General features: G+C 37.9%; 19 protein-coding genes and 1 pseudogene. 10 read left to right on the top strand and 10 right to left on the bottom strand.

Annotated features, from left to right (window positions below; all coding sequences use genetic code 11):
* Positions 1 to 319: 319 nt before the first annotated feature.
* Positions 320 to 457 (bottom strand): annotated as a pseudogene (locus tag AACU95_RS11285) (DNA polymerase III subunit theta); the annotation flags it as partial.
* Between the two features lie 244 nt (positions 458 to 701).
* On the opposite strand from AACU95_RS11285, the gene glnS reads away from it, so the two are divergent.
* The 3 genes from glnS to AACU95_RS11270 all read left to right on the top strand — a co-directional run bounded on the left by glnS (position 702) and on the right by AACU95_RS11270 (position 4697).
* Positions 702 to 2369: a glutamine--tRNA ligase gene (glnS, locus tag AACU95_RS11280; protein ID WP_012367653.1), complete on the top strand. Its 1668-nt coding sequence runs from the start codon at positions 702 to 704 to the stop codon at positions 2367 to 2369.
* A gap of 637 nt (positions 2370 to 3006) precedes the next feature.
* Entirely contained in the window at positions 3007 to 4401 is a 1395-nt protein-coding gene (gene chiP / locus AACU95_RS11275) for a chitoporin ChiP (protein WP_004247531.1), read from the top strand.
* 71 nt (positions 4402 to 4472) lie between these two features.
* Positions 4473 to 4697 carry a type II toxin-antitoxin system HicB family antitoxin gene (locus AACU95_RS11270; RefSeq protein WP_004244380.1) on the top strand — a complete coding sequence of 75 codons (225 nt, stop codon included), beginning with the start codon at positions 4473 to 4475 and terminating at the stop codon, positions 4695 to 4697.
* Positions 4698 to 4852: 155 nt separating this feature from the next.
* Here the strand turns inward: AACU95_RS11270 and fur are convergent, their stop codons facing one another.
* The 4 genes from fur to ybfF all read right to left on the bottom strand — a co-directional run bounded on the left by fur (position 4853) and on the right by ybfF (position 7459).
* Positions 4853 to 5299 carry a ferric iron uptake transcriptional regulator gene (fur, locus tag AACU95_RS11265; protein WP_004244382.1) on the bottom strand — a complete coding sequence of 149 codons (447 nt, stop codon included), beginning with the start codon at positions 5297 to 5299 and terminating at the stop codon, positions 4853 to 4855.
* 190 nt (positions 5300 to 5489) lie between these two features.
* A complete protein-coding gene (fldA, locus tag AACU95_RS11260; protein WP_004244384.1) occupies positions 5490 to 6017 on the bottom strand; it encodes a flavodoxin FldA in 528 nt (175 codons plus the stop codon).
* 158 nt (positions 6018 to 6175) lie between these two features.
* Positions 6176 to 6475: a LexA regulated protein gene (gene ybfE, locus AACU95_RS11255; RefSeq protein WP_004244385.1), complete on the bottom strand. Its 300-nt coding sequence runs from the start codon at positions 6473 to 6475 to the stop codon at positions 6176 to 6178.
* A gap of 198 nt (positions 6476 to 6673) precedes the next feature.
* Positions 6674 to 7459 carry an esterase gene (ybfF, locus tag AACU95_RS11250; protein ID WP_004244388.1) on the bottom strand — a complete coding sequence of 262 codons (786 nt, stop codon included), beginning with the start codon at positions 7457 to 7459 and terminating at the stop codon, positions 6674 to 6676.
* A gap of 464 nt (positions 7460 to 7923) precedes the next feature.
* On the opposite strand from ybfF, the gene seqA reads away from it, so the two are divergent.
* The 7 genes from seqA (at position 7924) to AACU95_RS11215 (ending at position 13055) form a co-directional block, all read left to right on the top strand.
* Positions 7924 to 8475 carry a replication initiation negative regulator SeqA gene (gene seqA / locus AACU95_RS11245; protein WP_004244392.1) on the top strand — a complete coding sequence of 184 codons (552 nt, stop codon included), beginning with the start codon at positions 7924 to 7926 and terminating at the stop codon, positions 8473 to 8475.
* Positions 8476 to 8549: 74 nt separating this feature from the next.
* Positions 8550 to 10193: a phosphoglucomutase (alpha-D-glucose-1,6-bisphosphate-dependent) gene (pgm, locus tag AACU95_RS11240; protein WP_004244393.1), complete on the top strand. Its 1644-nt coding sequence runs from the start codon at positions 8550 to 8552 to the stop codon at positions 10191 to 10193.
* A 156-nt stretch (positions 10194 to 10349) separates the two neighbouring features.
* The gene (locus AACU95_RS11235) at positions 10350 to 10832 is read left to right on the top strand and encodes a YehS family protein (protein WP_012367657.1); all 483 of its coding nucleotides are present in this window, start codon (positions 10350 to 10352) and stop codon (positions 10830 to 10832) included.
* A 156-nt stretch (positions 10833 to 10988) separates the two neighbouring features.
* Complete coding sequence (locus tag AACU95_RS11230; RefSeq protein ID WP_004244397.1) at positions 10989 to 11231, top strand: type II toxin-antitoxin system ParD family antitoxin; 243 nt, start codon at positions 10989 to 10991, stop codon at positions 11229 to 11231.
* Entirely contained in the window at positions 11224 to 11517 is a 294-nt protein-coding gene (locus tag AACU95_RS11225) for a type II toxin-antitoxin system RelE/ParE family toxin (protein WP_004244399.1), read from the top strand. Before AACU95_RS11230 ends, AACU95_RS11225 begins: the two co-directional genes overlap by 8 nt.
* Positions 11518 to 11881: 364 nt before the next feature.
* Positions 11882 to 12088 carry a YbfA family protein gene (locus AACU95_RS11220; RefSeq protein ID WP_004247539.1) on the top strand — a complete coding sequence of 69 codons (207 nt, stop codon included), beginning with the start codon at positions 11882 to 11884 and terminating at the stop codon, positions 12086 to 12088.
* Positions 12089 to 12311: 223 nt separating this feature from the next.
* Positions 12312 to 13055, top strand: a complete 744-nt coding sequence (locus AACU95_RS11215; protein ID WP_004247540.1) for a type 2 GTP cyclohydrolase I — start codon at positions 12312 to 12314, stop codon at positions 13053 to 13055.
* A gap of 80 nt (positions 13056 to 13135) precedes the next feature.
* Here AACU95_RS11215 and AACU95_RS11210 read toward each other — a convergent pair whose 3' ends face one another.
* The 5 genes from AACU95_RS11210 to AACU95_RS11190 form a co-directional block, all read right to left on the bottom strand.
* Positions 13136 to 15205, bottom strand: coding sequence for an SWIM zinc finger family protein (locus AACU95_RS11210; protein ID WP_004244402.1), 2070 nt, complete (start codon positions 15203 to 15205; stop codon positions 13136 to 13138).
* Positions 15202 to 16356 (bottom strand): VWA domain-containing protein, encoded by a 1155-nt coding sequence (locus AACU95_RS11205; RefSeq protein ID WP_004244403.1) that lies wholly within the window; start codon positions 16354 to 16356, stop codon positions 15202 to 15204. Before AACU95_RS11205 ends, AACU95_RS11210 begins: the two co-directional genes overlap by 4 nt.
* Positions 16343 to 18838, bottom strand: a complete 2496-nt coding sequence (locus AACU95_RS11200; RefSeq protein ID WP_161737064.1) for a DUF5682 family protein — start codon at positions 18836 to 18838, stop codon at positions 16343 to 16345. Before AACU95_RS11200 ends, AACU95_RS11205 begins: the two co-directional genes overlap by 14 nt.
* A 100-nt stretch (positions 18839 to 18938) precedes the next feature.
* Positions 18939 to 20048: an ATP-binding protein gene (locus AACU95_RS11195; protein WP_004244405.1), complete on the bottom strand. Its 1110-nt coding sequence runs from the start codon at positions 20046 to 20048 to the stop codon at positions 18939 to 18941.
* Between the two features lie 25 nt (positions 20049 to 20073).
* The gene (locus AACU95_RS11190; protein ID WP_004244406.1) at positions 20074 to 23802 is read right to left on the bottom strand and encodes a DUF4132 domain-containing protein; all 3729 of its coding nucleotides are present in this window, start codon (positions 23800 to 23802) and stop codon (positions 20074 to 20076) included.
* Between the last annotated feature and the right edge of the window lie 245 nt (positions 23803 to 24047).

The raw sequence follows: 24047 nt of genomic DNA, 5'->3' as shown, positions 1-24047 counted from the left end.
TATAAAAATAAATAATTTAAGTTATTATTATTTCAAATATCACTTAAGTAAAGATGGTTTTTTCGATCGATGGCGTTGATTTTGATAGTTACTACCTATTAATGGTTGGTGAAATGATCGTTAAAATCGATCTTGTTATTGTTGTTCAATGTGTTATATCAATGATTGATGATATATATATGAGAAGGTTATTAGTCAAAACTTGAGTTTTAATATAAATCAAATTGCTTAGCTCTTTCAGATATGGTGCAGAATTCCCATGTAGCAACTTCTTATTTTTTTCACTATAAAACACTAACCCTTTATTAAAATACATTCATAAATGTGCTGGTTGTTGTCGTTCAACTTTGGACGCAACAATTGGCATGTTGAGCCGTTCTTTATATGCGACACCTGAAGTAGCCAAATCGACATTGATTTTGTCTTTTTCTTCTTGAGATAAGTTTGCGAGGTTCATAACGGATCCGGTTAGTTTTTGGAGAGTATAGCAGGGTGGGAGAATTTAACAGAAAACACACTCACTAAAACTTGTAATATATTGATTTATTTGTCTGGTATTGTCATGTTTTGTCGTGTTTTTTCTTATTAATTATATCATGGTTAAATTGTAAATAATTGATTTTAAAACAATAGCTTGATTTAAGTCTGCTTATTGGATTATAGTAGGTCAATATGCGTTTTGCTTTGAGGAAAAAATGACCATGAATGAGGCAGATGCCCGCCCAACGAACTTTATTCGTCAAATTATTGACGAAGATCTGGCTACCGGGAAACATAATAGTGTCCATACCCGTTTCCCTCCTGAACCTAATGGCTATCTTCATATTGGCCATGCAAAATCAATTTGCTTAAATTTTGGTATTGCACAAGATTATCAAGGTAAATGTAATTTACGTTTTGATGATACGAATCCAGTAAAAGAAGATGTTGAATATATCAACTCGATTCAAAAAGACGTTCAGTGGTTAGGTTTCCAATGGGATGGTAACGTTCATTACTCCTCTGACTATTTTGATCAACTGTATCAATATGCGATTGAGCTGATTAACAAAGGCTTGGCTTATGTTGATGAGTTGAGTGCTGAAGAAATTCGTGAATATCGTGGCACACTCAAAGAGCCAGGAAAAAATAGCCCTTATCGCTCTCGTAGTGTAGAAGAAAACTTAGCGCTATTTGAAAAAATGCGTGCGGGTGGCTTTGAAGAGGGGAAAGCGTGCCTACGTGCGAAAATTGACATGGCATCACCATTTATTGTCATGCGTGATCCTGTTCTTTACCGGATCAAATTCGCTGAACACCATCAAACAGGTAACAAATGGTGCATTTATCCAATGTATGATTTTACCCATTGTATTTCTGATGCATTGGAAAATATCACACATTCTTTATGTACTTTGGAATTCCAAGATAACCGTCGTTTATATGATTGGGTGTTGGATAATATCACTATTCCTTGCCACCCTCGTCAATATGAGTTCTCACGTCTTAATCTTGAATATACCGTCATGTCTAAGCGCAAGCTAAATCAGCTTGTGACAGAAAATATTGTTGATGGTTGGGATGATCCGCGTATGCCGACAATTTCTGGCTTACGTCGTCGTGGCTATACGGCTGAGTCAATCCGCGAATTCTGTCAACGTATTGGTGTGACCAAACAAGATAACAACGTGGAAATGGCATCATTAGAAGCTTGTATTCGTGATGATTTAAACGAAAATGCACCTCGTGCGATGGCTGTTATCGATCCGGTACGTTTAGTGATTGAAAATATGCCAGAAGGTGAAGAGATTTTAACTGCGCCAAATCACCCAAATAAACCAGAAATGGGAACTCGTGAAGTACCATTTAGCCGTGAAATTTATATTGATCGTGCAGATTTTAAAGAAGAAGCCAATCGTCAATATAAACGTCTGGTATTAGGTAAAGAAGTCCGTCTGCGTAATGCTTATGTCATTAAAGCAGAACGAGTTGAAAAAGATGAACAAGGTGAAATAACCACTATTTATTGTACTTACGATCCACAGACGTTAAATAAAGATCCGGCTGATGGTCGTAAAGTAAAAGGGGTGATCCACTGGGTCAGCATTCCACATGCTATTCCAGCAGAAATTCGTCTTTATGATCGTTTATTTAGCGTACCGAATCCTGGTGCTGAAGAGGATTTCTTATCAACCATTAACCCTGAATCATTAGTGATCCGTCAAGGTTTTGTGGAAGCAAGCTTAAAAGATGCGGCTATTGAAAAAGCGTATCAATTTGAGCGTGAAGGTTACTTCTGTGCTGATAAGCTTTCGACAGCGGATAAACTGGTCTTTAACCGTACTGTTGGTTTACGTGATACTTGGGCGAAGATTTCGAAACAAGGTTAATACGCTCTGTTTTAGTGGCGTGTAATATCACTAAACTCACATCTTAATAAAATGCTCGATAATAATTTATCGAGCATTTTTTATTTATCAAATAAGTTTGTTTTTATTGACCAATAATTATTATTTTTTATTTTTTAATGTGAGTTTCTATAGCTATTATTTGTATCAATTCTTATTTACGTTGTGTTAAATTATTAACTTTTGTCATCATCTTCTTCTTTTATTTCATATGATTATATTGAATTTGTCTATAATAATAAAAATGTGAACCATGACACATATTTTTCTTTTCTAAAAAAGTTTATTAATTAATACGACTAATAATTCTTTTCTATAAAAACGAAACATTATCATATTAGGTGTGATAATTTTCTTTTTTAATATCAATATATTAAAAAATATTTACGTTCTACTTGTCCCTCATTGACTAAAGAAAAAATATGAAACTGTAATTAAGTAATGTGCCCTTGGTCATATTTTGATAAAAATTCTTTTTTTTAGGTTGATAATTCGCGTCGCGAAAAATAAGCTGTTGTTAACCTAATTTTAGGTTTTTTCCCCATTTGGGGTTTTATATTTGGAAATAGGCGTTGGTGCTTATTTCTTTTTTAGTCAAAGTCAAAGAGGAAACAATGCTATGGTTATGCAACATGCTAAACCAGGCAGGGTGGCACTTGCCGTTATGGGCGCATTGCTTGTAACTGCACTACCTGCGAAAATGTCTTATGCTGAAGGATTTATTGATGACTCAACCCTGACAGGGGGGATCTATTACTGGCAACGTGACCGTGATAGAAAAGAGTTAACACCAAACAGTCCTGATTACGGCAAATATAAAGCCAATTTACACCACTCTACCTTTAACGCTAATCTTGATTTTTCTTCTGGTTATCTGGGTGATTTTTTTGGTATTGATTTAGCTGCTTTTGGTGCTGTTGAACTTAACAACAGTGGGCCAGCTGCACCTAATGAAATAGGATTTAGTGATGCAAAAAGTCGCTGGGATGAAAAATGGACAGGTGATCGCAGTGGCGTGAGTATTTATAAAGCTGCTGCTAAATTTAAATTAGGCCATTTCTGGGCTCAAGGTGGATATATTCAACCTAAAGGGCAAACATTATTACGTCCTCATTGGAGTTTCTTACCTGGTACTTATCGCGGTGCAGAAGCGGGCGCTGTATTTGATTTCGATAAAAATGGTGAACTCTCTTTCTCATATATGTGGACTGATGAATATAAAGCGCCGTGGTATCGGAATATGTACAATTTCCGTAAGGCAGACTTAGAGACAAATATCAGTTATTTACACTCTTTTGGTGCCAAATATGATTTTAAAAATAGCTTAGTATTAGAAGCCGCATTTGGCCAAGCTGATGGTTATATTGATCAATATTTTGGCAAAGTTTCTTACGATTTCCCTATCGCAAATAATACATTAAAAACCTCTTATCAATTCTACGGTGCAAAAGATAAAGTCACTGGAGGGGGAATTAACGATGTTTATGATGGTTTGGCATGGTTACAAGCATTCACTTTAGGCTATACCTACAATGTATTTGATTTTAAAGTTGAAGGTACTTGGGTTAAAGCAGAAGGTAACCAAGGCTACTTTTTACAACGTATGACGCCGGGATGGGCAACCTCGAATGGTCGTTTAGATATCTGGTGGGATGGTCGTTCTGATTTTAACGCCAATGGTGAAAAAGCATTATACGCGGGAGTGATGTATGATCTAAAAAATTGGGATCTACCGGGCTGGGCGATTGGTACTTCCTATGTGTATGCTTGGGATGCAAAACCGAGTAGTAACCCTATTTATGACCAAAGTAAACGTATTAGAGAAAGCGCATGGAATGCCGACATCATGTATACCGTTCAAGAGGGGAGAGCGAAAGGTACGTTATTTAAACTCCACTACACTCGTTATGATAACCATTCCGATATACCAAGCTATGAAGGTGGTTTTGGTAATATCTTCCAAGATGAAAAAGACGTTAAATTCAATGTGATCATGCCATTTACGATTTTCTAAATAACAATAAGGATAAAGTGTATTTATTACGCTTTATCCTTAATAGTTTGAGAGTGTGATAGGAGTAAAACATGATTAAAAGCACAAATATCATGATAATAAATGGTCACCCTGCATCTGTTGTTTATGGATCAGAAATAAGTGCATTCCGAGGACAATTTTTAGATGTCAAGGGGTATTGTGACTTTGTTGCTGATAGTATTGAAGGGTTGCAAAAAGAAGGCGCAATTTCCTTAGCTGAATTTATTGAGACTTGTACTGAAGAGGAGATCGCACCTTTTAAAAGTAGAAGATAAGCTGAAAGTATTTACACTACGCTATCCTGCTTGGTTAGAGGCGATATTGAATGCTACGGTTGCTGCCCATGATATTTCAAAATGTAGTAAATCTTTACCAATAAAAAAGGAACTGCAGGCAGTTCCTTTTTTTACTGAGATATTATCCAGAATGATTACTTCTCATCATGTGCGTGGCTATCTTCTTTACAATTACCTGCGGCGCAGTGACCATATAAATACAGGCTATGATTGGAAAGTTTGATGCCATGGCGTTCAGCGATATTTCTTTGACGAACTTCGATAGCATCGTCAGTAAACTCGATAACTTTACCACAATCAAGGCAAATTAAGTGATCATGGTGATGTTGTTGAGTTAATTCAAATACTGATTTACCACCTTCAAAATTATGTCGGGTAACAATACCAGCATCATCAAATTGGTTTAAGACGCGATAGACTGTTGCCAGACCAATCTCTTCGCCGATATCGATCAGTTTTTTATAGAGATCTTCAGCACTGACATGATGGCACTCAGGATCCTGGAGCACTTCCAAGATCTTTAAGCGAGGAAGTGTAACTTTTAACCCAGCATTTTTTAACGCTTTATTATTGTCGGTCATGCGGATTTAATCCTGTTGCTAATGGTGAATTTAATATGTGCTCACAAAATACTGTATATATTCATTAATACATAGGGTATTTAATAACCTTAATGATTATAGGCATGATATTAAAAAATAAACACCCCACCTATCACACTATCTTAGCACACCATTGAATAATTATCATTCTCAATATTAAGAATTTATATTATCCCAGAATTTCGTCAAGGCTCATCTCTTCTTTGATCTGAGCAACCCAAGCGTCAACACGCTCTTCAGTTAATTCTGGTTGGCGATCTTCATCAATCGCAAGGCCGATAAAGTGATTATCATCAGCAAGACCTTTAGATGCTTCAAAATGATAACCTTCAGTAGGCCAATGACCCACAATGACTGCGCCACGAGGTTCAATGATATCACGAATAGTTCCCATTGCGTCACAGAAGTATTCTGCATAGTCTTCTTGGTCACCACAACCAAATAGAGCAACAAGTTTACCGTTGAAATCAATATCTTCTAATGTTGGGAAAAAGTCATCCCAATCGCATTGTGCTTCACCATAATACCAGGTAGGAATACCTAGTAATAGAATATCAAATGCTTCGATGTCTTCTTGACTGGATTTTGCGATATCATGAACTTCGGCATTATCCGCGCCTAATCTTTCTTGAAGCATTTTGGCAATATTTTCAGTGTTGCCGGTATCACTGCCGAAGAATATTCCTATGATTGCCATAAAGTGAGATAACCTCTTTTATTCTCTTTGTCTGTATTTTTGAACAATTACCAGTAAAAGATAAACATCATGTTTTCATAATTGAAAACTAAAGCACTATTTTGACGAAAAGAGCAGGGTAATTCTGTCGAATTTGTGTGATTTTCCTGCTGATTTTTTTAGCTTTGATGTTTTTTTAACGCATAAGTTTGTGCGAGTTGTTCTAGTAATATTTCTTCAATAAGCTCACTACGACTGACATTTTTTGCGCTCGCAAGCTCATTAAGCGCATTGACAGCATCCTCATTTAATTTCAACTCAACCCGACGTAATCCATTGACGCGATCGCGTCGTAATTGGTTTCGTTTATTAATTCTAAGCTGTTCATCCCGAGAAAGCGGGTTTGTTTTAGGTCGCCCAGGTCTGCGTTCATTTGCGAACAAATCCAGTGTGGTGCGATCAGTTTGTTCTTTTGCCATAAATTTTGCTGTGAAAGGGCGTATACCAATGACTCAATATGAAGCGCCCAATAATACCCCACATATCGGCGTATCGCTACTGCTTCCTGTGTTTAACCTATTGTCATTTGGTCTTTTTATCAACAATAACAGATTTAAGAGCAATAATTGTACGCTATAAAATAGTATTGCTGGTGATTTATAACCAACAAAGGAACATTATACTGTTTTGGCTAAGAAGCGACGAATGGCCTTAATTACTGTTTCTGGTTTTTCAGAATGCACCCAATGTCCTGTATTGGCGACAACAAAGGCGGTTGCTTGTGGAAATTGGCGAGCAATATTATCGCGATATTCATCTAAAATATATGGGGATAGTCCACCACGTATAAACAAAACAGGATGATGCCAAGCAGGCACCTCTTGCCAACCAATAATATCGGGGTAAGCCTGTTTGATTGCGGGTAAATTAAATAACCATTCACCTTTTTTAAATGATTTAAGCAGAAATTGGATAACGCCGTCTTCCTCAATAAAAGGGCGCATAATAGCAATAGCTTCTGTACGTTGTGTGACGTGAGCTTTAGTGACAGCTTCAAGGGCTGCAAAAATTTTATCATGACGACGAACATTATAAGCAACAGGAGACATATCAATAACTACGATACGTTCAAGGCGAAGAGGTGCGAGAGCGGTCATTGCCATTGCAATTTTCCCTCCCATTGAGTGACCTATAACGATTGCTTTTGCGATATTTAAGCTATCAAGCAGGGTTAATACATCTTGTGCCATATCGTGATAGTGCATACTTTCACTATGAGGAGAATGCCCATGGTTGCGCACATCAATTTGTATCACGGTGTGGTCTTGACGTAGATCGCGACCTAGTACGCCTAGATTATTGAGATCACCAAAAAGCCCATGGATCAACACAATAGGTAAATTGTTTATCGTTGCTGTTTCTGGTTGATGTATTTGATAGTTTAATAATGCATTGAGTTTCATATTGATGACCAAAATTAAGTCTATTTTTTCCTTATGATGACATGTGCAATCATATTAGCCAACTTGTTGTCTTTTTCGGAATATGAGATAAAGTTAATCTAACAAGAGATAGTGTAATTTATTATATTCTGAGAAAATAGAATAATATAGATTATTGTTCCAAATTTAACGGGTAAGATAAAATTTTGATATAGCTCAATAAGGATAAGTCAGAGTTTTATATTATTTTAATTGCTGATGTGAAAGGGCATTGAAGAAGATGTCAACTCTATTCTATGGCAATAAATTCAAAGAATAGAAGATGATACAGATAGAAACAATAGGATAAATACCTAGCTTAAAGTTTAAAAAGATTAATTCTTTAATGAATACGCTTTAAGTTATTGAAATTTTACCTATTTTGTTTTTAAAGATTATATCTTATAATCCTAGTCACTTTTTTTTGAAAATAGTACTGGGTAGCAATGAAAAAGATAGAAATTGATGACGAACTTTACCGCTATATCGCTAGCGAAACTAGACATATCGGTGAAAGCGCTTCAGATATTTTAAGGCGTCTATTGAAGCTTGATGCCAAACAGCCCGTACAGCCAGTCGTTGTCACTGAGTCAGTACAAGCGCCTGTCGTTAAACAGGATGCTGATCTTAAGCCTGTCGCACCAGCAAAAAATCCGGTCCGTGAAATGCGTGAACTGCTGTTATCTGATAGTTATGCAGAGAAAACAAAATCAGTTGATCGTTTTTTACAGATCCTGTCTACATTATATAGCTTAGATAGTGCTACTTTTACTCAATCTGCTGAAACAGTACATGGACGCACGCGAATTTATTTTGCCGGTGATGAAAAAACATTGCTCGACAGTGGACGTCATACAAAACCTCGCCATATTCCCGGTACGCCATTTTGGGTTATTACCAACTCAAATACTGAGCGTAAAAGAACTATGGTACAAAGCATCATGCAGGATATGCAATTCCCTGCCAATGAGATTGATAAAGTGTGTGGAACTATCTAAACACTATTGTTAATTGATGCATTGCAAAGGCTTTCGTTTAAAGCATGATTGTGATGTAAAATAGGAGAAGATTTGTGGCAATCCATTCAAGAGCTGGGCAACATACTCGTCAAAGCGATCTGATTAATGTAGCGCAATTAACCGCACAATATTATTCACTAAAACCGCAAGCAAATCAGAATGCTCATCGTGTGAAATTTGGTACATCGGGTCACCGAGGCAGTGCCAAACGTCATAGCTTTAATGAAGCACATATTCTAGCAATTGCTCAAGCTATTGCTGAAGTCCGAGCTAATAATGGTGTAACGGGGCCTTGCTATGTAGGTAAAGATACCCATGCATTATCTGAGCCTGCTTTTATTTCGGTTTTAGAAGTGCTTGCTGCAAATAAAGTTAACGTGATTATTCAAGAGAATAATGGTTATACCCCAACGCCTAGCGTTTCCTTCTCTATTTTAACTTACAATCAAGGGCACCAAGACATTGCTGATGGTATCGTCATTACACCATCACATAATCCTCCAGAAGATGGGGGGATAAAATACAATCCATCAAATGGTGGGCCTGCTGATACTGATTTAACCTCTGTGATTGAAAAACGCGCCAATGAATTATTGGAAAATAATTTATCGGGGGTTAAACGTCTTTCTTATGATGATGCATTAGCGAGTGGTTATATTCACGAGCAAGATTTAATTATGCCTTATGTTAAAGCGTTAGGTGACGTTGTTGATATGAAGGCAATTAAAAAAGCGGGTTTGAAATTAGGTGTCGATCCACTGGGTGGTTCAGGAATTGAATACTGGAAACGCATAGGTGAATATTACGAACTTGATCTTGAGTTGGTAAACGATCAGGTGGATCAAACTTTCCGCTTTATGACATTAGATCATGATGGTGTGATCCGTATGGATTGCTCATCACCTTGGGCAATGGAAGGTTTATTGCAACTGCGTGATAAATTTGACTTAGCTTTCGCCAATGACCCTGATTACGATCGCCATGGTATTGTCACTCCTTCGGGCTTGATGAATCCTAACCACTATTTAGCGGCAGCGATTAATTATCTTTTTCGCCATCGTCCTCAGTGGTCAAATGAGGTAAAAGTGGGTAAAACACTCGTCTCTAGCGCGATGATTGACCGAGTCGTGGCTGATTTAGGTCGTGAACTTGTTGAAGTACCTGTCGGCTTTAAATGGTTTGTGCAAGGTCTATTCAGTGGCGAGTTTGGTTTTGGTGGTGAAGAGAGTGCGGGGGCATCATTCTTACGTTTTAATGGTAAACCGTGGTCAACAGATAAAGATGGTATTATCTTATGTTTACTGGCTGCTGAAATAAAAGCGGTAACAGGTAAAGATCCACAACAACATTATAACGAGTTAGCGCAGCGTTTTGGCTCTCCAAGCTATAATCGTATACAAGCATCTGCAACTCATGAGCAAAAAGCGTTGTTGTCACGATTATCACCAGAAATGGTCACCGCAAATACCTTAGCAGGTGATCCTATTACTGCGCGTTTAACTCACGCATCTGGTAATGGTGCTGCTATTGGTGGTTTAAAAGTGATGACCGATTATGGTTGGTTTGCCGCTCGTCCTTCTGGAACCGAAGAAGCGTACAAAATTTATTGTGAAAGCTTCCGTGGCTCTGAGCATCGCGAATTAATTGAAAAAGAAGCCATTGAAATTGTTAATAATGTTTTTGCCAGTAAACAATAAACTAAATAACTTAGTCGTATAATTTATTTATCACCAAATAGAATACACTCTACCTATAGGTGGAGTGTATTTTTTTAATCATAATAACTTTTAGATCACAACATTGATATCCATCATTGATGATTGATTTAGAATTGAATAAAGAGCGGATAATCAATGCAAAATAATTATGTGTTACGCAGTGTGCGTTATATGTTAGATCTTAGCGATGGTCATATTGTTGATATAATGAAACTGGCGGATTTCACCGCGACTAAAGAGCAAGTCAATCAGTGGTTAAAAAAAGACGATGATCCTGCCTTTGTTGAGTGTGATGATATGGCCTTGGGACATTTTTTAAATGGGCTTATCTTTTATCGTCGTGGTAAAGATGAAAAATATCCTACTCCAGAAGTCGAAAAACGGATAACCAACAATATTATTTTAAAGAAATTACGTGTTGCCTTTGAATTAAAAGACATGGATATGATTAACATTTATGAACTAGCGGATTTTCGCGTTTCTAAGCCTGAACTTAGCGCGATATTTCGTAAGCCAGGACATAAAAACTACCGTAACTGTGGCGATCAACTGGTGAGATACTTTCTGAAAGGGTTAACTGAAACCTTACGTGGCAAAGGTAAAGCGGTGAAGAAATAAAATTAGAGTATTTTATGCTATAAAATTATCTAGTTACTGAATGATACCCCAAAATTGATTTTCTGATTTGGGGTATTTTTTTATGGTATTAACTGGCAAATGAATAAATTTATTGCTAATGTAGTATTACTAAGTAATACAATGTAGGAAGGGTTTATGGCACGAGTAACGAGTGTAACTTTAGGTGAACACTTCAATGATTTTGTGGGCTCAATGATTAATTCAGGGCGTTATGGAAATACCTCTGAGGTTATTAGAGATGCTTTGCGTATGATGGAAATCAGAGAAGAACGACTCCAATTGGTTCGTAAAATGGTACTAGATGGTGTGAATTCACTAGAAAGTAAAAATGACATGGATGATATTTTTGCAAGAGCTGAAAAGGACTTAAATGTATAAACTTTCTCAATTAGCAGAAGAAGATATTTATCAAATTGCTCGTTATACTATTCAACAATTTGGAGTAACTCAGGCAAAAAAATATCATAATGATTTAAAACAGACATTTGAGCTACTAGCTAAAGCACCTTGGATTGGACGAGAATGTAATTGGGTGTGTAATGGTATGAGACGATTTGAGTTTAAAAAACATTCAATTTATTATCTACCAAAAAATGATACCTTATTTATTACTCGTCTTATTCATCATTCAATAGATGTTGATTTTGTTGATTTTCCTAAATAAATATTTCATTACTTATTACCAAATATATTGTCCAGTCATATATCCTTTAGTGCTGATATAGCATTATTGGATACCTTATCTCCCTTTTCTTGTTTTGATTTTCTCTTTTTTATCATTCAATCGCGAAATTATTTACTATAACCGTAATTCAATAAAGTATTAGTTTGCTTTGTTAATAGGTTTTTTGTTTTTGTTTCAATTTTGTTTCATTTTTATTTCATTTTTATTTCTATTGTGAAATTTAATTACACTACAAGCAAAATAAAGGTGATTTTTCGCACAAAATAAGTGGTCTGATCAGTAGTAAAATTTCATCAAATGAGGTAAAATTTCAGCATCAATTCATTTTATGCAGGAGAACACTATGCCAGCTTATAACGAATACACTAAAAAACATGTTTTAGCCCGTCGTACTGGTGCGGTAGCGCTAGGTATTGTGGCATTTCCTGTTATGGTTTTTCATCCTAAACGCGCTCAGTTTTATAGCTATTTACATCGTGTATGGTCTAAAACAAGCAATAAGCCAGTTTGGTTAGCTAAATCAGAAATGGCATTAACTAGCCATAAATAACAGAAAATTCCATTTAACGCCTGTTGAAACAGGCGTTATTTTTTCCCCTTCTTCAAACCCTTTTTAACGTGTTATCACGTGTATTTTTCACTGTTCTATTTATTCTCTTATTTTAAGTTACAATAAAGGTTATTCACTTTGAGAAGTGCTAATTAATCTATTGTTATTTATCACATATGTACACTACGCACTGTGGCGCCGTGATAACAAGGAGAAACAGGATATGAAAAATACTGATCTAGAATTAATTATTAATGAAAAGCTAAGTATTGAGAATTTTCACGACTACGCACCTAATGGTCTTCAAGTAGAAGGGCGCCCTCATATTCAAAAAATAGTGACAGGAGTAACGGCTTGCCAAGCTTTACTTGATGAAGCGGTACGTTTAAATGCAGATGCTGTATTAGTTCACCATGGTTATTTTTGGAAGAATGAGCCAGTTGTTATCCGTTCAATGAAACGCAATCGCTTAAAAACCCTACTATGTAATGATCTCAATCTATATGGTTATCACTTACCTTTAGATGCCCATCCTATTTTAGGTAACAACGCTCAATTAGCGTTAAAAATGGGCGTAAAAGTTGAGGGTGAGATCGAGCCTTTAGTGCCGAAAGGGATTTTTGATCTACCTGTCACAGCCAATGAATTAAAAACACGACTCGAAAAAGCCTTACAGCGTAATGTGCTTCACTGTGGTGACAATGCACCAGATGTTATTCGCCATATTGCTTGGTGTACTGGTGGAGGACAAGGATTTATTCAACAGGCGGCAGAGCAAGGTGTTGATGCATTTGTAACAGGAGAAGTCTCAGAGCAGACGATTCATATAGCAAGAGAAATGGGCGTGCATTTTTTCGCTGCTGGGCATCATGCTACCGAGCGTTATGGTATTAAAGCATTAGGTGAATGGTTAGCACAAACTCACCATTTAGATGTTACTTTTGTCGATATTGATAATCCTGCCTAAACCCAGTTATTGCTATTCTATAAGCTATCTCTCTTATTAACTAAGTGAGATAGCTTTTTATTTAACAACAACCTTGAAATTTATTCATTAAGTTGAATGGGTAGCGGGCTTTGTAATTGTTGCAGATTATCACATAGCCAAATTAACTGTAATAAAGCTTGAGAGTCACGAGCAGTTAAAGCGAGATAACGAGTTAATTGGTTAGCTATTAATGTCATACCTAAATCGTCAGCAATTTGTTTGCTTCTCTCTAATTGCTCTTTTTGCATTGCAGAAAGTTGTTCTCGCCCTGTACATGCTTGGGCTTCCAATACGGATAAAATGGGGCGACAAAATTTTTGTGCAAGGGTTGGTTCACTGTGATGCATTGCCGTTTGTCGCTTACGTTTAGCCATATATTCTTGAATATGACTAATAAAACCAGACTGTTTTTTCTTACGGGGAAATTGGTCAAAATCGAGATAAAACATTTCAATGCCTTGCTCTGTTTTGATCCAAATGGTGGTGGGTAATAAATCGATATTGAAATCACGTCGAACAGGTTGCACGGTGATCGCAACGATTTCTAATTCTCGTTTAGTGAGAAAACGTAATTCTTCTAAATTATTTTGCGTTTCGCCTTCCCAATAAAGGCGCAAAAAGGCCGAATTTCCATTATTATCTACCACTTCCCAAATAACACACTGCTCTACTTCATGCCAAATTAAGGGATTATAGCTTTTGATATGTAAAACCAGAGGGGAAAGAAATCCTTCTGGTTGATCCGTAAAATAATTGGGTAAATCTTGCCAGTTATGAATACCTAATTCTGTTTGTAGTTGATGATAATCTGTGACATCAAGAAAATCGGTTTGATTTTGCGCAAAGCTATCGCCAATAGTAGCTAGTTTCCCTTCATCAGAAATACGAGGCGCTTGTAATAAGAAAGGTCGGCGCATGAGCTTATCTGCAGTTTGTTTCCATAACGATAAACTATGCCAAACACTATAGCGATTAAATAGGGTATCAAGTTGATTAGGGCGAGCTTGTGTCGCTTGTAAAAATTGTTTTGCTTCTTTATCCCAGAAAGTAAAAGTTGTGCCTAATGCGCCACTTTGTGCTGTCCACCAATGTGCATCAATAGGAATAAGCGCGAGACTGGTTTTTTTATCATCATATTGACGGCGAAGTTGTCCTCGTAATGTTTTTAATTGTTCAGGTGTCGCATAAGATAGCTGGAAAAGATAGGCTGAGATATGAGCTAATAGACGTAAGACATTGCTTTCATCCATAGTGAAATGTCTTTCTGCTAACCGCTTGACTTGAGTACTTAATGTTCGTAAATAAGAGGCTAAACGAGGTAAACCCTCGGCACGAGCAGACATATTAAGTAAATGTAATTGCGTTGCGCTACTTAAACTAATGTGTGATAGCCCTTGACGTAATAGATCACCAATAAATTGTTCAATAGTATTAATAAGGGCAATTTCTTCATCATTCAGTGGGCGTTGTGAAGATTTTAAGGGAATTAAATCTTCAGGCCACGTCCAAGGCTGTGTATTTTGCTCAAATATTTTCGCGACAATCGCAAGATGAAAAGCTTTTTTCTGAGAGCTAGAAAAAGGGGATAACATGCCATCGTAACCACTTGCTTGTAAGAAAATGACCGGTTCATCAACATCAGGGAGTTGGATTTTTAGCTGGGTTCCTGTGTCTTCTAGAACTAAGGTTTTATCTTCCCATTGTTCAATTAAGTTAATCGCAGTCCGACAGGCGGGTTTACCTGCTTTTTTGATGAGTAACTCGGGATCAAGCGTAAATAAAGAGGGTAATAAAGGCGGTGTTTCAACAGGCGCTATAATTTTTTCTGCTGATGTTTCAATGGGATTATTAATATCATCAGTCGAATTGTTGTTGGCTTGTAACCATAAAATAGCGGCTAAAATATGTTTGCAACAACCTGCTGCGGAACAATCACAACTGGCTTGCTGAATGCCTGCTTCATGTAAAACGACTTTTTGCCCATCACTGCTAAATTGCCCTGTATTTGCATCAGTAACAGAGACTTTTTCGTTATCAACATCTTTTCTTGCGCGTCTTAATAATCCGGCATTAGCAAAGACGGTAAGCGCATCTTCATCATAATGAAAATAAACGGTCTGCCAACTCATTGCATTACCTCTGCTAGCCACTGTGCGAAATGTTCTGGGGTTAAAGCTGCAACTTGCATACCTCTATCGGCGAGTTTTTGTGCGATAGTTGAGTCATAAACCGGTTGAGCCTCATCATCTAGTGCTGCCAGTCCTAATAACTTAACTTGTTGGCTATTGAGACGTTGTGTGCAATCTAATAATCGGGTTAATGATCCCCCTTCTTCAAAGTCACTGATAAGCGAAATAACAGTACGCTTAGGGTTGTTAACTAAGCTTTCGCAATATTGCATGGCACTAGCAATATCCGTACCTCCTCCCAATTGGACTGTCATTAACACTTCAACGGGATCGTCGGCTAAGTGTGATAAATCGACAACTTGAGTATCAAAAACGATTAAGGAGACATTAACAGCAGGTAATGAAGCTAAAATACTCGCACACACAGCTGCATACATAATGGAACTAGACATTGATGCACTTTGGTCAACACAGAGAATGACATCCCATGGAAAATGCTGTTGCATTCGTGAATTAAAGTAAGGGGTTTCAATCACTAAACGACGATTTTGGGTATCGTAATGTTTTAAATTGGCGGCAATAGTGGCACGCCAATCAAAGTTACGACTATTTGGTACTAACGAGCGTCTAAAGCGATTACGACGGCCGGTTAATGATTGGCGAAAGTTATTACGAATTTGACGCAAAATATCTTCAACCACTTTATGAATAATGGTTTTTACTGCATCTCGCGTTTCTTCGCTCATTCGTCCGCGTAAGCTTAATAGTGTTTTAGCTAACGCTTTAGTCGGCTCCATGGCTTTTAGCGTATTGGGATCTTTAAGAAAGCTACTGATTTGATAACGTTCAATCGCTTGTGATTGCATACGTTCAAATGTGCTATTGGGAAAAAGTTTGCGAGCTTGATTTAGCCAGTTTACGGCAGTAAGTTGCGATGCATCGAGAGAGCCATGGCGACCGCGCTCTTGACGTAATCCTCGGCGCTGATATTCACGGCGATAAAGAAAATCGAGTGTACGTTCAATTTTAAGATCATCAGCATTAAATGTGGCTTGCCCTAAAGCATCATCAGCGTATTGGCCTAAAATCAAGCGCCAACGTTTGGCTTGTTGTATTTTATCTTTAGGCATATCATCATCATGCTTCTCCATGAGTATGGTCTCCTTTCTCTGTTTTCTTCGCCTCAAACCAAGAAATCATGCCTTGTGTCTTAATGCGCTGTTGCAGTTTTTGATTGAGTTTAGTGGCTTCAAGCATTTGCTTGGCACTAAATTCTGATTGCCATAGTGATAAGGCTTGCGTATCTAAACCAATATCATTAGCAATATATTGTGCAAGCTCTGCATTTTGTTTGGGATTAAGTTGGCTAAAGGCAAAACGCAGATCAGGTAAAATCTGAATAAAGCGTTCTTCATCCCATTGCTGTAATAAGCTATTTAAGTGATTGACTAACAACGGCAGGCGAATGACTAGCTCTGGTGCGGTGCGCATTATACCGACAAAATAACCAATGGCATGTTCGGGAGAGCTGCCTGTACTAAAGGTCGCATTTAACACGGCCGCTAAGGTCTTTTCGTCAATATACGAACCTAGATAACGTAATGCATCTACCGCACCTTTTAATAAAGGAACGGTATCTAACTGTCCATCAAGGCGATTAAGTTGCTGATAAAAATCACTTTTATAATCATATTGATGATCCAGTGATGGCATAAACTCAATGAGTTCACGTAAAGAAAGTAGGGCTTGCAGATTGCTTTCTTGTTGTTGCTCATCACCTTGAGCCAATTGCTCTAAGCAAAAGAAGGCTTGAGGGATCACTTGATGTAGCCTATTTTCCAATGTCAGCTCATCGGTAATATCAAGATATTGACGACCTCGCCATAAATGGATCAATTTATGTCCACATTGTGTTAATGACTCAAGGCGAAAATCTTGCTGAATATAGCTATCTAGCAGTTTAAATAGCGTAGGGATACGCTGGTGGAGCCCAATTAATGCCGCTTGAATTAACAAAGTGACCGCACTTTGGCTTGAACGGCTTTGTCCTTGTTCTGCAAGCTGTTTTTCCATTGCTAACAGTTTATTTAAGGCGATAGTTTCAAGTTGAGAGCCTTTTTCTGATAATGAGATCAGTTCACCTTCAACATTGGGGGTCCATGCATATTGCCATTCTTCAAATAATAGATCTAACTGGTGACCAGAAAGAAAATCAGGTCCATTGACACGGTGGGCAAAATGGATTTCTAAAAATGCCAATAAATGTAAAAAACGACTTCTTAAGCGATGTTGGGGGTTGCGATAAACATCACATTTTGTAGTTTTTGCTAATGTATCATCAAGTTTAAAGCGAAACGCTTTGGCACGTTCATAGGTTTCATTGACTAAAGGGGGCGTTGCTGTACCTAATGGAATTTGTCCTAATAGATAACCTGAAAAACAGGTTTTGATTTCGTCCCATAATTCGTTTTGACTGTCATCTAAACTGCCTTTAATAAAGGCGCTTTGTAACCCATCAAGCAAATCATAACGCCCCATACCAGTGTGCTCTCTTAGTAAAGCGAGGCGTAAACTCTGCTCGGCTGCTAGTTTTACGGTTAAATAACTGGGTGGATTATCAAATTGTTGTTCTCTGATAGTCTGAGCCACTGAGCTTAAAAAGGCGATGCCCATTTTATTGCGATAAACTTGCGTTGGCTGTTTTGCCGCCTCATTGTTTTCTAATTTATCATGATGTTGTTGCATTAAGCTTTGCCAAGCTTGCTCTTTTTCGCCCATTTTTTGCATTTTAGTAAAGTGCTTTTGTTCTGAGCTAGAAATAGCGAAAGAGTGGGGTTGTGAAGAAGCTAAGCCTTCGATTAGCGCAAGGGTGTGGGCTCCCCCTGTGACGATTAATATTTTGGCATTAGGCTCGTGCTGTTTGATGGTTTTAATATGAGTGAGCATATGTGCTTCACGTTGTGAAGAGCCCTCAGATGCAAGTACTTCAGGTTCATAGTCAAGGCGCGCAAGTGCACACCAAATAAAAATGTCATTAAACAGTGTTTGCCAATCTGCTAATGCCTCAATACTGCGTAACTCAAAAAGATGCTCCCAAACATCATCATGATCACGGCAATGACATTGTTTAGCTAATTGTGCAATAAATTGGCTATGGGCTAAATAACGTTCTTTTTGTAAGCTACGGCTTTGTAGATCGCTATACTCTTCGTTATTGACTTGAGCCGCCCAAGGTAAATCGATAAAACGTGTTGTTGCATTGATGCGTAAACCACCTCGCAAAGCTTGCCACTCAGGGGAATATTCACAAAATGGGAAATAGGCAGAGTGTAGCGATTTTTCACGCTCTTCTAGGCCACTATCATGATGACAATATTCGGCTTGCCCCATAATAGCAACAGGAGGGAGAGTATCTTTATCCGTTAGGCTAGGAATAAGCGAATTAAAGGTATCCGGACCTTCAATTAAGATATAATCAGGTTTTACAGAATCAATTAATGATAAAACTGCATAAGCACAAGCTGGGCTATGGTGGCGTACAGGGGCAAAATAGAGATGTTGTTGCTGTAACGACGTCCATTTCAGTCGGGCTTGGTCAATTCTTGTTGGTAAAGATATTGAAGGTAGCGTCACCGTGTTGATCCCTTTTTTGGGTGAAAAAGCAGAGTAAGTTAACTCTGCCTTTGATAGATAAATAAATAGACTTTAATGCCTCGCTATAGCTCTTTACGTTTTATTGCCAAAAGTCTTTTGATGCATCAAAGAACGCTTTCCACTCTTTACTATTTCTGGCCCTTTCTCTGGCGACGTTGTCCATGTAATAACGAATACGCTTAATATCATCAGGATTATCTTTTAATACAACGCCGATTAATTGACGTGCGATCGCACTGGCATTCATCACGCCATCACCTAAATAATGCGCTTCTAACGCACAAGCATAAGCGATATTTACGGCTTCTGCTGTTGACATAACCGCATCAGGTGTTTTGATATTGCCACCATCTTGGGTATTACCTGAACGTAATTCTTGGAATGTGGTAACCAGTAATTCCACCACATCCATAGGGATGGTGATTTCTGTCGCTAAAGCACCTAACTCATTTTCAAGCTGTGATTGGATCAAACTGATTTCAAAAGCTGGATCACGAATAGGTTTTACTGTTTCAAAATTAAAACGTCGCTTTAATGCGGCAGACATCTCATGTACACCTCGGTCACGCAAGTTTGCGGTACCAATCAAGTTAAATCCGGGTTTTGCACTAATACGCGCACCGTCGCCCATTTCAGGGATCATTAACTGTTTTTCGGACATTAAAGAAACCAGCACATCTTGAATTTCAGGAGGGCAGCGAGTTATCTCTTCAAAACGAACAATCTTACCTTGTAACATGCCTTGATAAATCGGTGAGCCGACTAATGCTCGTTCTGTTGGGCCTTCTGCTAATAGTAACGCATAGTTCCATGAGTATTTGATATGATCTTCTGTCGTCCCTGCAGTACCTTGGATGGTTAATCCTGAATCACCACTGATAGCAGCCGCAAAAAGTTCTGAGAGCATTGATTTTGCTGTACCTGGCTCACCAACCAGCATTAAGCCCTGTTTGCCTAATAATGTAACAATTGCACGATCAACTAAGGCATCATCACCGAAAAACTTAGGTGTGATACCTAAAGTATCATCACCTAAAATAAATTGGCGCACAGCTCGAGGAGAGCGAAGCCATCCTTGGGGCTTCGGATTATTAGCATCCGCTTTTGTTAAGCGTTCTAATTCTTCAGCAAATCGAACCTCGGCACTTTCCCTAATTGCTTGTTGTTCTTTGGGTGCTTTTTTAGCCATATTCTTTCCTAATTATCCCTAAATTTTACCAAGGTGTTTTCTTTTCCCATTCAGGATCAAATCCTGCACAAGCTTCAGCGACTTTTAGATAATCCGCGTAGCTTTCTGCTAATAAAATCGGTGGTACTTGCTTTAACTCAATATTATTGCGATCCCAGTAATTTTGCTGATCTTTCTCAAAACTTAAATCGAATAAAACCGCTGGAATATTTTCTTCTGGTACATAGCTACCACTAAAACCGATATTGACGTAGTAGTTTAAGCTAGAGAAGAATTTGTAATAGTGAGAGAACGAGCCTCCATCTTCAGCAGGGCCTCGCTGATAGCCCATTTTGGTTAAAATACCCCGTAAGGTGAAGGTGTCTGTGATCCAACCTTTTCGGTCTTCAACTTCTGTTTGTGTCAGATCTAAATCAGGGATCCTATGTTCCATTTGTGAAAATAAGAATTTCACTTTGTAATCTTTGAAGTGTGCAATCCATGCTTTACGCTCATCTTCATTAACTAGGGCGGCGTGAGCTAATTGAATCAAAGAATCATTTTGTAAGGTGACTTCGTCATCTTCAAGGTTAAGTAAAGCACCATCATCAGAAGGGCGGAAGGTATTGATAACTTCACCCTCTTTTACTTCTTGCCAAACTAATTGTTCAATCAATTTATGCATAATAGGGTGAGCTAAAATATACTCTTGCCAATCAGCGCTTAGCCATTGGCGTTGCGCGCACATCGCTTCATATAAACGCACACTTTGTAATTCAATAACTTGTTTAAGTTCTTTTTTACTTGAAGTGAAAAGTTTTTTCGCTTCTTTAATCAGCTCTGGATCGTCATTTTTGCGTGCTGCAGGTAATGACTTAACTTCCTTACCTTCAGGATTAAACAGAACAATTTTTTGTTTTGCATCCATTTTGGCGGTGAAAGTACGCTCACCATATTCCAGTACTAATGTTCCTGAATCATCAAAGCCGGCGGTTGGAATGGTTCTATCGGCTAATTCATCAGCACTCCAACCATTGCGTTCAGCTATTTGCGTAACTAAATTACGCGCTTTTTCCTGCACAGATGCTGTGCGATAACGACGTGATAATGAAAGCAGAAGTTGAATGATAATAGGATCATTACTTGAAGCTACTGCATCAATCATCGCTTCTATTTGCGCACGACGCTGATAGTGATCACGCATATAGTTACGTAATACTGATACCGCAATATGTCCCTCAATTCCACAAATAAGCGCGAGCATTCCTTTATCGCTGATTGCCGAACCTAAATAACGACGTAGTACCTCGTTTTTAATTTCTTCGACGACTTGCTCTAAAGTATAGGTTTCATATTTAGCATAATATTCAGGATAACGTTTGGCCCAATCTTTGTATTGTGTTAATCGGGAAGGGGCATTTTGTTGCGCTTCAGCCATCGCTTCTTCAAGTGTTGGTCCTTTAATATCTTGAGCGACAAAAGTGTGCAGGATAAAGCTTGAAAGTTTATGTTGGCTATCAACGCAAAGTAGGCTGATATAACGTTGTAATAACGCATTACCCCCTGGCATTTTTAATTTGACGGCGAGAATAATCCACCAACGAATAATCGCGGGATCAACCGCTTTTTTGTTTTCCCATGTTAATGCAGGGATCGCCTCGAAGTTAAACCAAGCAAGGCTTGCGGGTGGTTTGGCTTTGAGACCTTTTTCAGCTTCTGCTAATAATGTCTTTGGCGATAAATAGCTTGAAATATCCTCACCTAATTGTTCTAACGCAGTGAGCAGAGCGGCTCGTACTACTTCGCGTTTCTCTTTTTTCAGTAAGGCATTAAGGGCAGGTAATGAGTCAGGGTTATTTAAACGTGCTAACCATTCAATCGCGGTGACTCGAATTTCTTGTTTACTTGAAGTTAAGCCTTCTTGTGCACTTAAGTGAATATTCGGTAAGGTTTCTAATAATTTCTGAGCTGAAACTCGGTGTGTTTTATTTTCACCTAGAGCCAATTCCATGATACGCGGAACGAATTGTGCAGGAATGGTTGGAAAACGGCTTAATACTTCAATACCTTGTGAAGTTTCAAATTGGCGATAGCGGTGTTCACTTTGATTTGGCATTAAGTTTAGCGCTTCTGCAATATAATCAGTATGTTGAGAGAAGAAAGGCCAAACTTGTTCTGGTTTACGGAAACGACGTAAGCCATCTTGATAAGATTCTAAGCACAGCGCCGCTGTGATACGCGTTGCACGTTTGAAATGACATCGTTCTAATACATTTTCAACGTGTCGTAATTCAATATCACTCAATAAACGTTCAGGAATATCACTATTAAAATAGTGAGAGGAAAAGTGATCCGCATGTTGGCGGTTATTGGTGAGCACGCGCACGGCATGGAAAAAGGTGTATTCAGGTAAATTAGGAATACGGTTTTTGTGTTTAATTATTTGGATCTCATTGACTTGAATAGTGCCTTGTCCGCTATTGAGTTTATCCACTAATGCGCGACACTGTTTTTCATCAATTTTAGAGAGATCTTTATAATGGCGTTGTGCCCAATTATAAGAGTGTTTAGACGTTTTATTTTCTTCAATTTCACGTTCAGCATTTTCTTTTGCTTTTACTAACATTTCATTGAAGTTATTCACCAGAATATCGCGGGCACTATCGGGTAATGGTGTGTCTTCTAAGGGAGTAAAATCAGGCGCTTTAATGGCTTCAACGGTATTTGCATTATCAGCAACACAAAAACGTTGTAGCGCACTTTCAATGCTCTTGATAACTGCTTTTGAGGTTTCATGTTTTAATGCTTCTGCCAGCACATCACGGTTTTCACCTTGGCGCGCGAATAAATCAGCGGCTTGTGTACGTTGTTTGGGAGTACCATTCATTAAAACATGGGTTAAATTTTCTTTTACGATTTCAGCAGGTAAGGTATTTAAAATAGGTTCAGCCGTTTTTTTGACGGTTCTTAAACTGCTAGTGGCAAGTAAAACAATAATATCTGCAAAAGTATTGCGTAATATCGTATTTTTATTTAGATAATTTATTAGCTCGACTAAGCCATTCGCTGAAAGTTTTTCAACTAATTCTTTTCTAACAAATTCTTGATGTGAAAGTAGATAGTCTTTTAAATCACACAGTTCATAAATACGCTTAAGATTAGCGGCATAATATTCAGAGACATCTTTTCTATCAAAAATTGCAAATAACGCATTTTCACCGGCAATATTGGCCTCTGCTTCGACCATATTGGCGATAAACTCCATACTCCAATGTTTACGATGTTCTAAATTAAGGTTACGTGCATTATCGTAAGTGGTATAAAACGCATCAACTAACAGGTAGATAACCCAAGTGGGGACTTGCGTTGTTGTTACTTTAATATTGATATCTTGACATGCGGCAGCGATGACTTTGGCAAAACGGGCCACTTGCTCTAAGGAAAAACTTTCACCAACCTTTGAGTAGAGTTTATGGCGGGCATTAAGGCCTTGGGTGATAACCTTACCGTACTTTCCTGTATCAACATTACTGGCATACCACCACTCTAATGTTCCCGCACGATGAAAATAAACGGCGGCTTTCGCTGCATCTAGTTTATTTAATTCAAATAGAATTTCAGGGTTTGTACCTGTAAGTACATAATCTAATGCACGCTTAGGTAAACTTTTATCAAATATAGCCAGTAGGACAAGAGAGCCTTGAAGATATTGTTCAGTAATATCGACGTCTTTTTTCCCAAAAATAGGGAGAATATCTAATATTTTTTTTATCACGCCAGTTCCTTAAGCCATGTATGGATAAACAGTTTTTTTTACCATGAAACAGTAAAACGAACAATTTTATTATTACTGGCGAAAATAAAGTCAAGGCATAACATTTGTTAAATATATGGATATAAACACTGAAAAAGCCAATCTAACTTTATTAATATTCAATTCATCATTATATAAAATGCAATCTCAGGAAAAAGTACTAAAAGTTAAGAAGTGATAATAAAGGCGTTTTTTGTGGATTTTAA

Source organism: Proteus sp. G4415 (assembly GCF_963896075.1).
Lineage (GTDB): Bacteria > Pseudomonadota > Gammaproteobacteria > Enterobacterales > Enterobacteriaceae > Proteus > Proteus mirabilis.
This window is presented reverse-complemented; position numbering and strand designations above follow the sequence as displayed.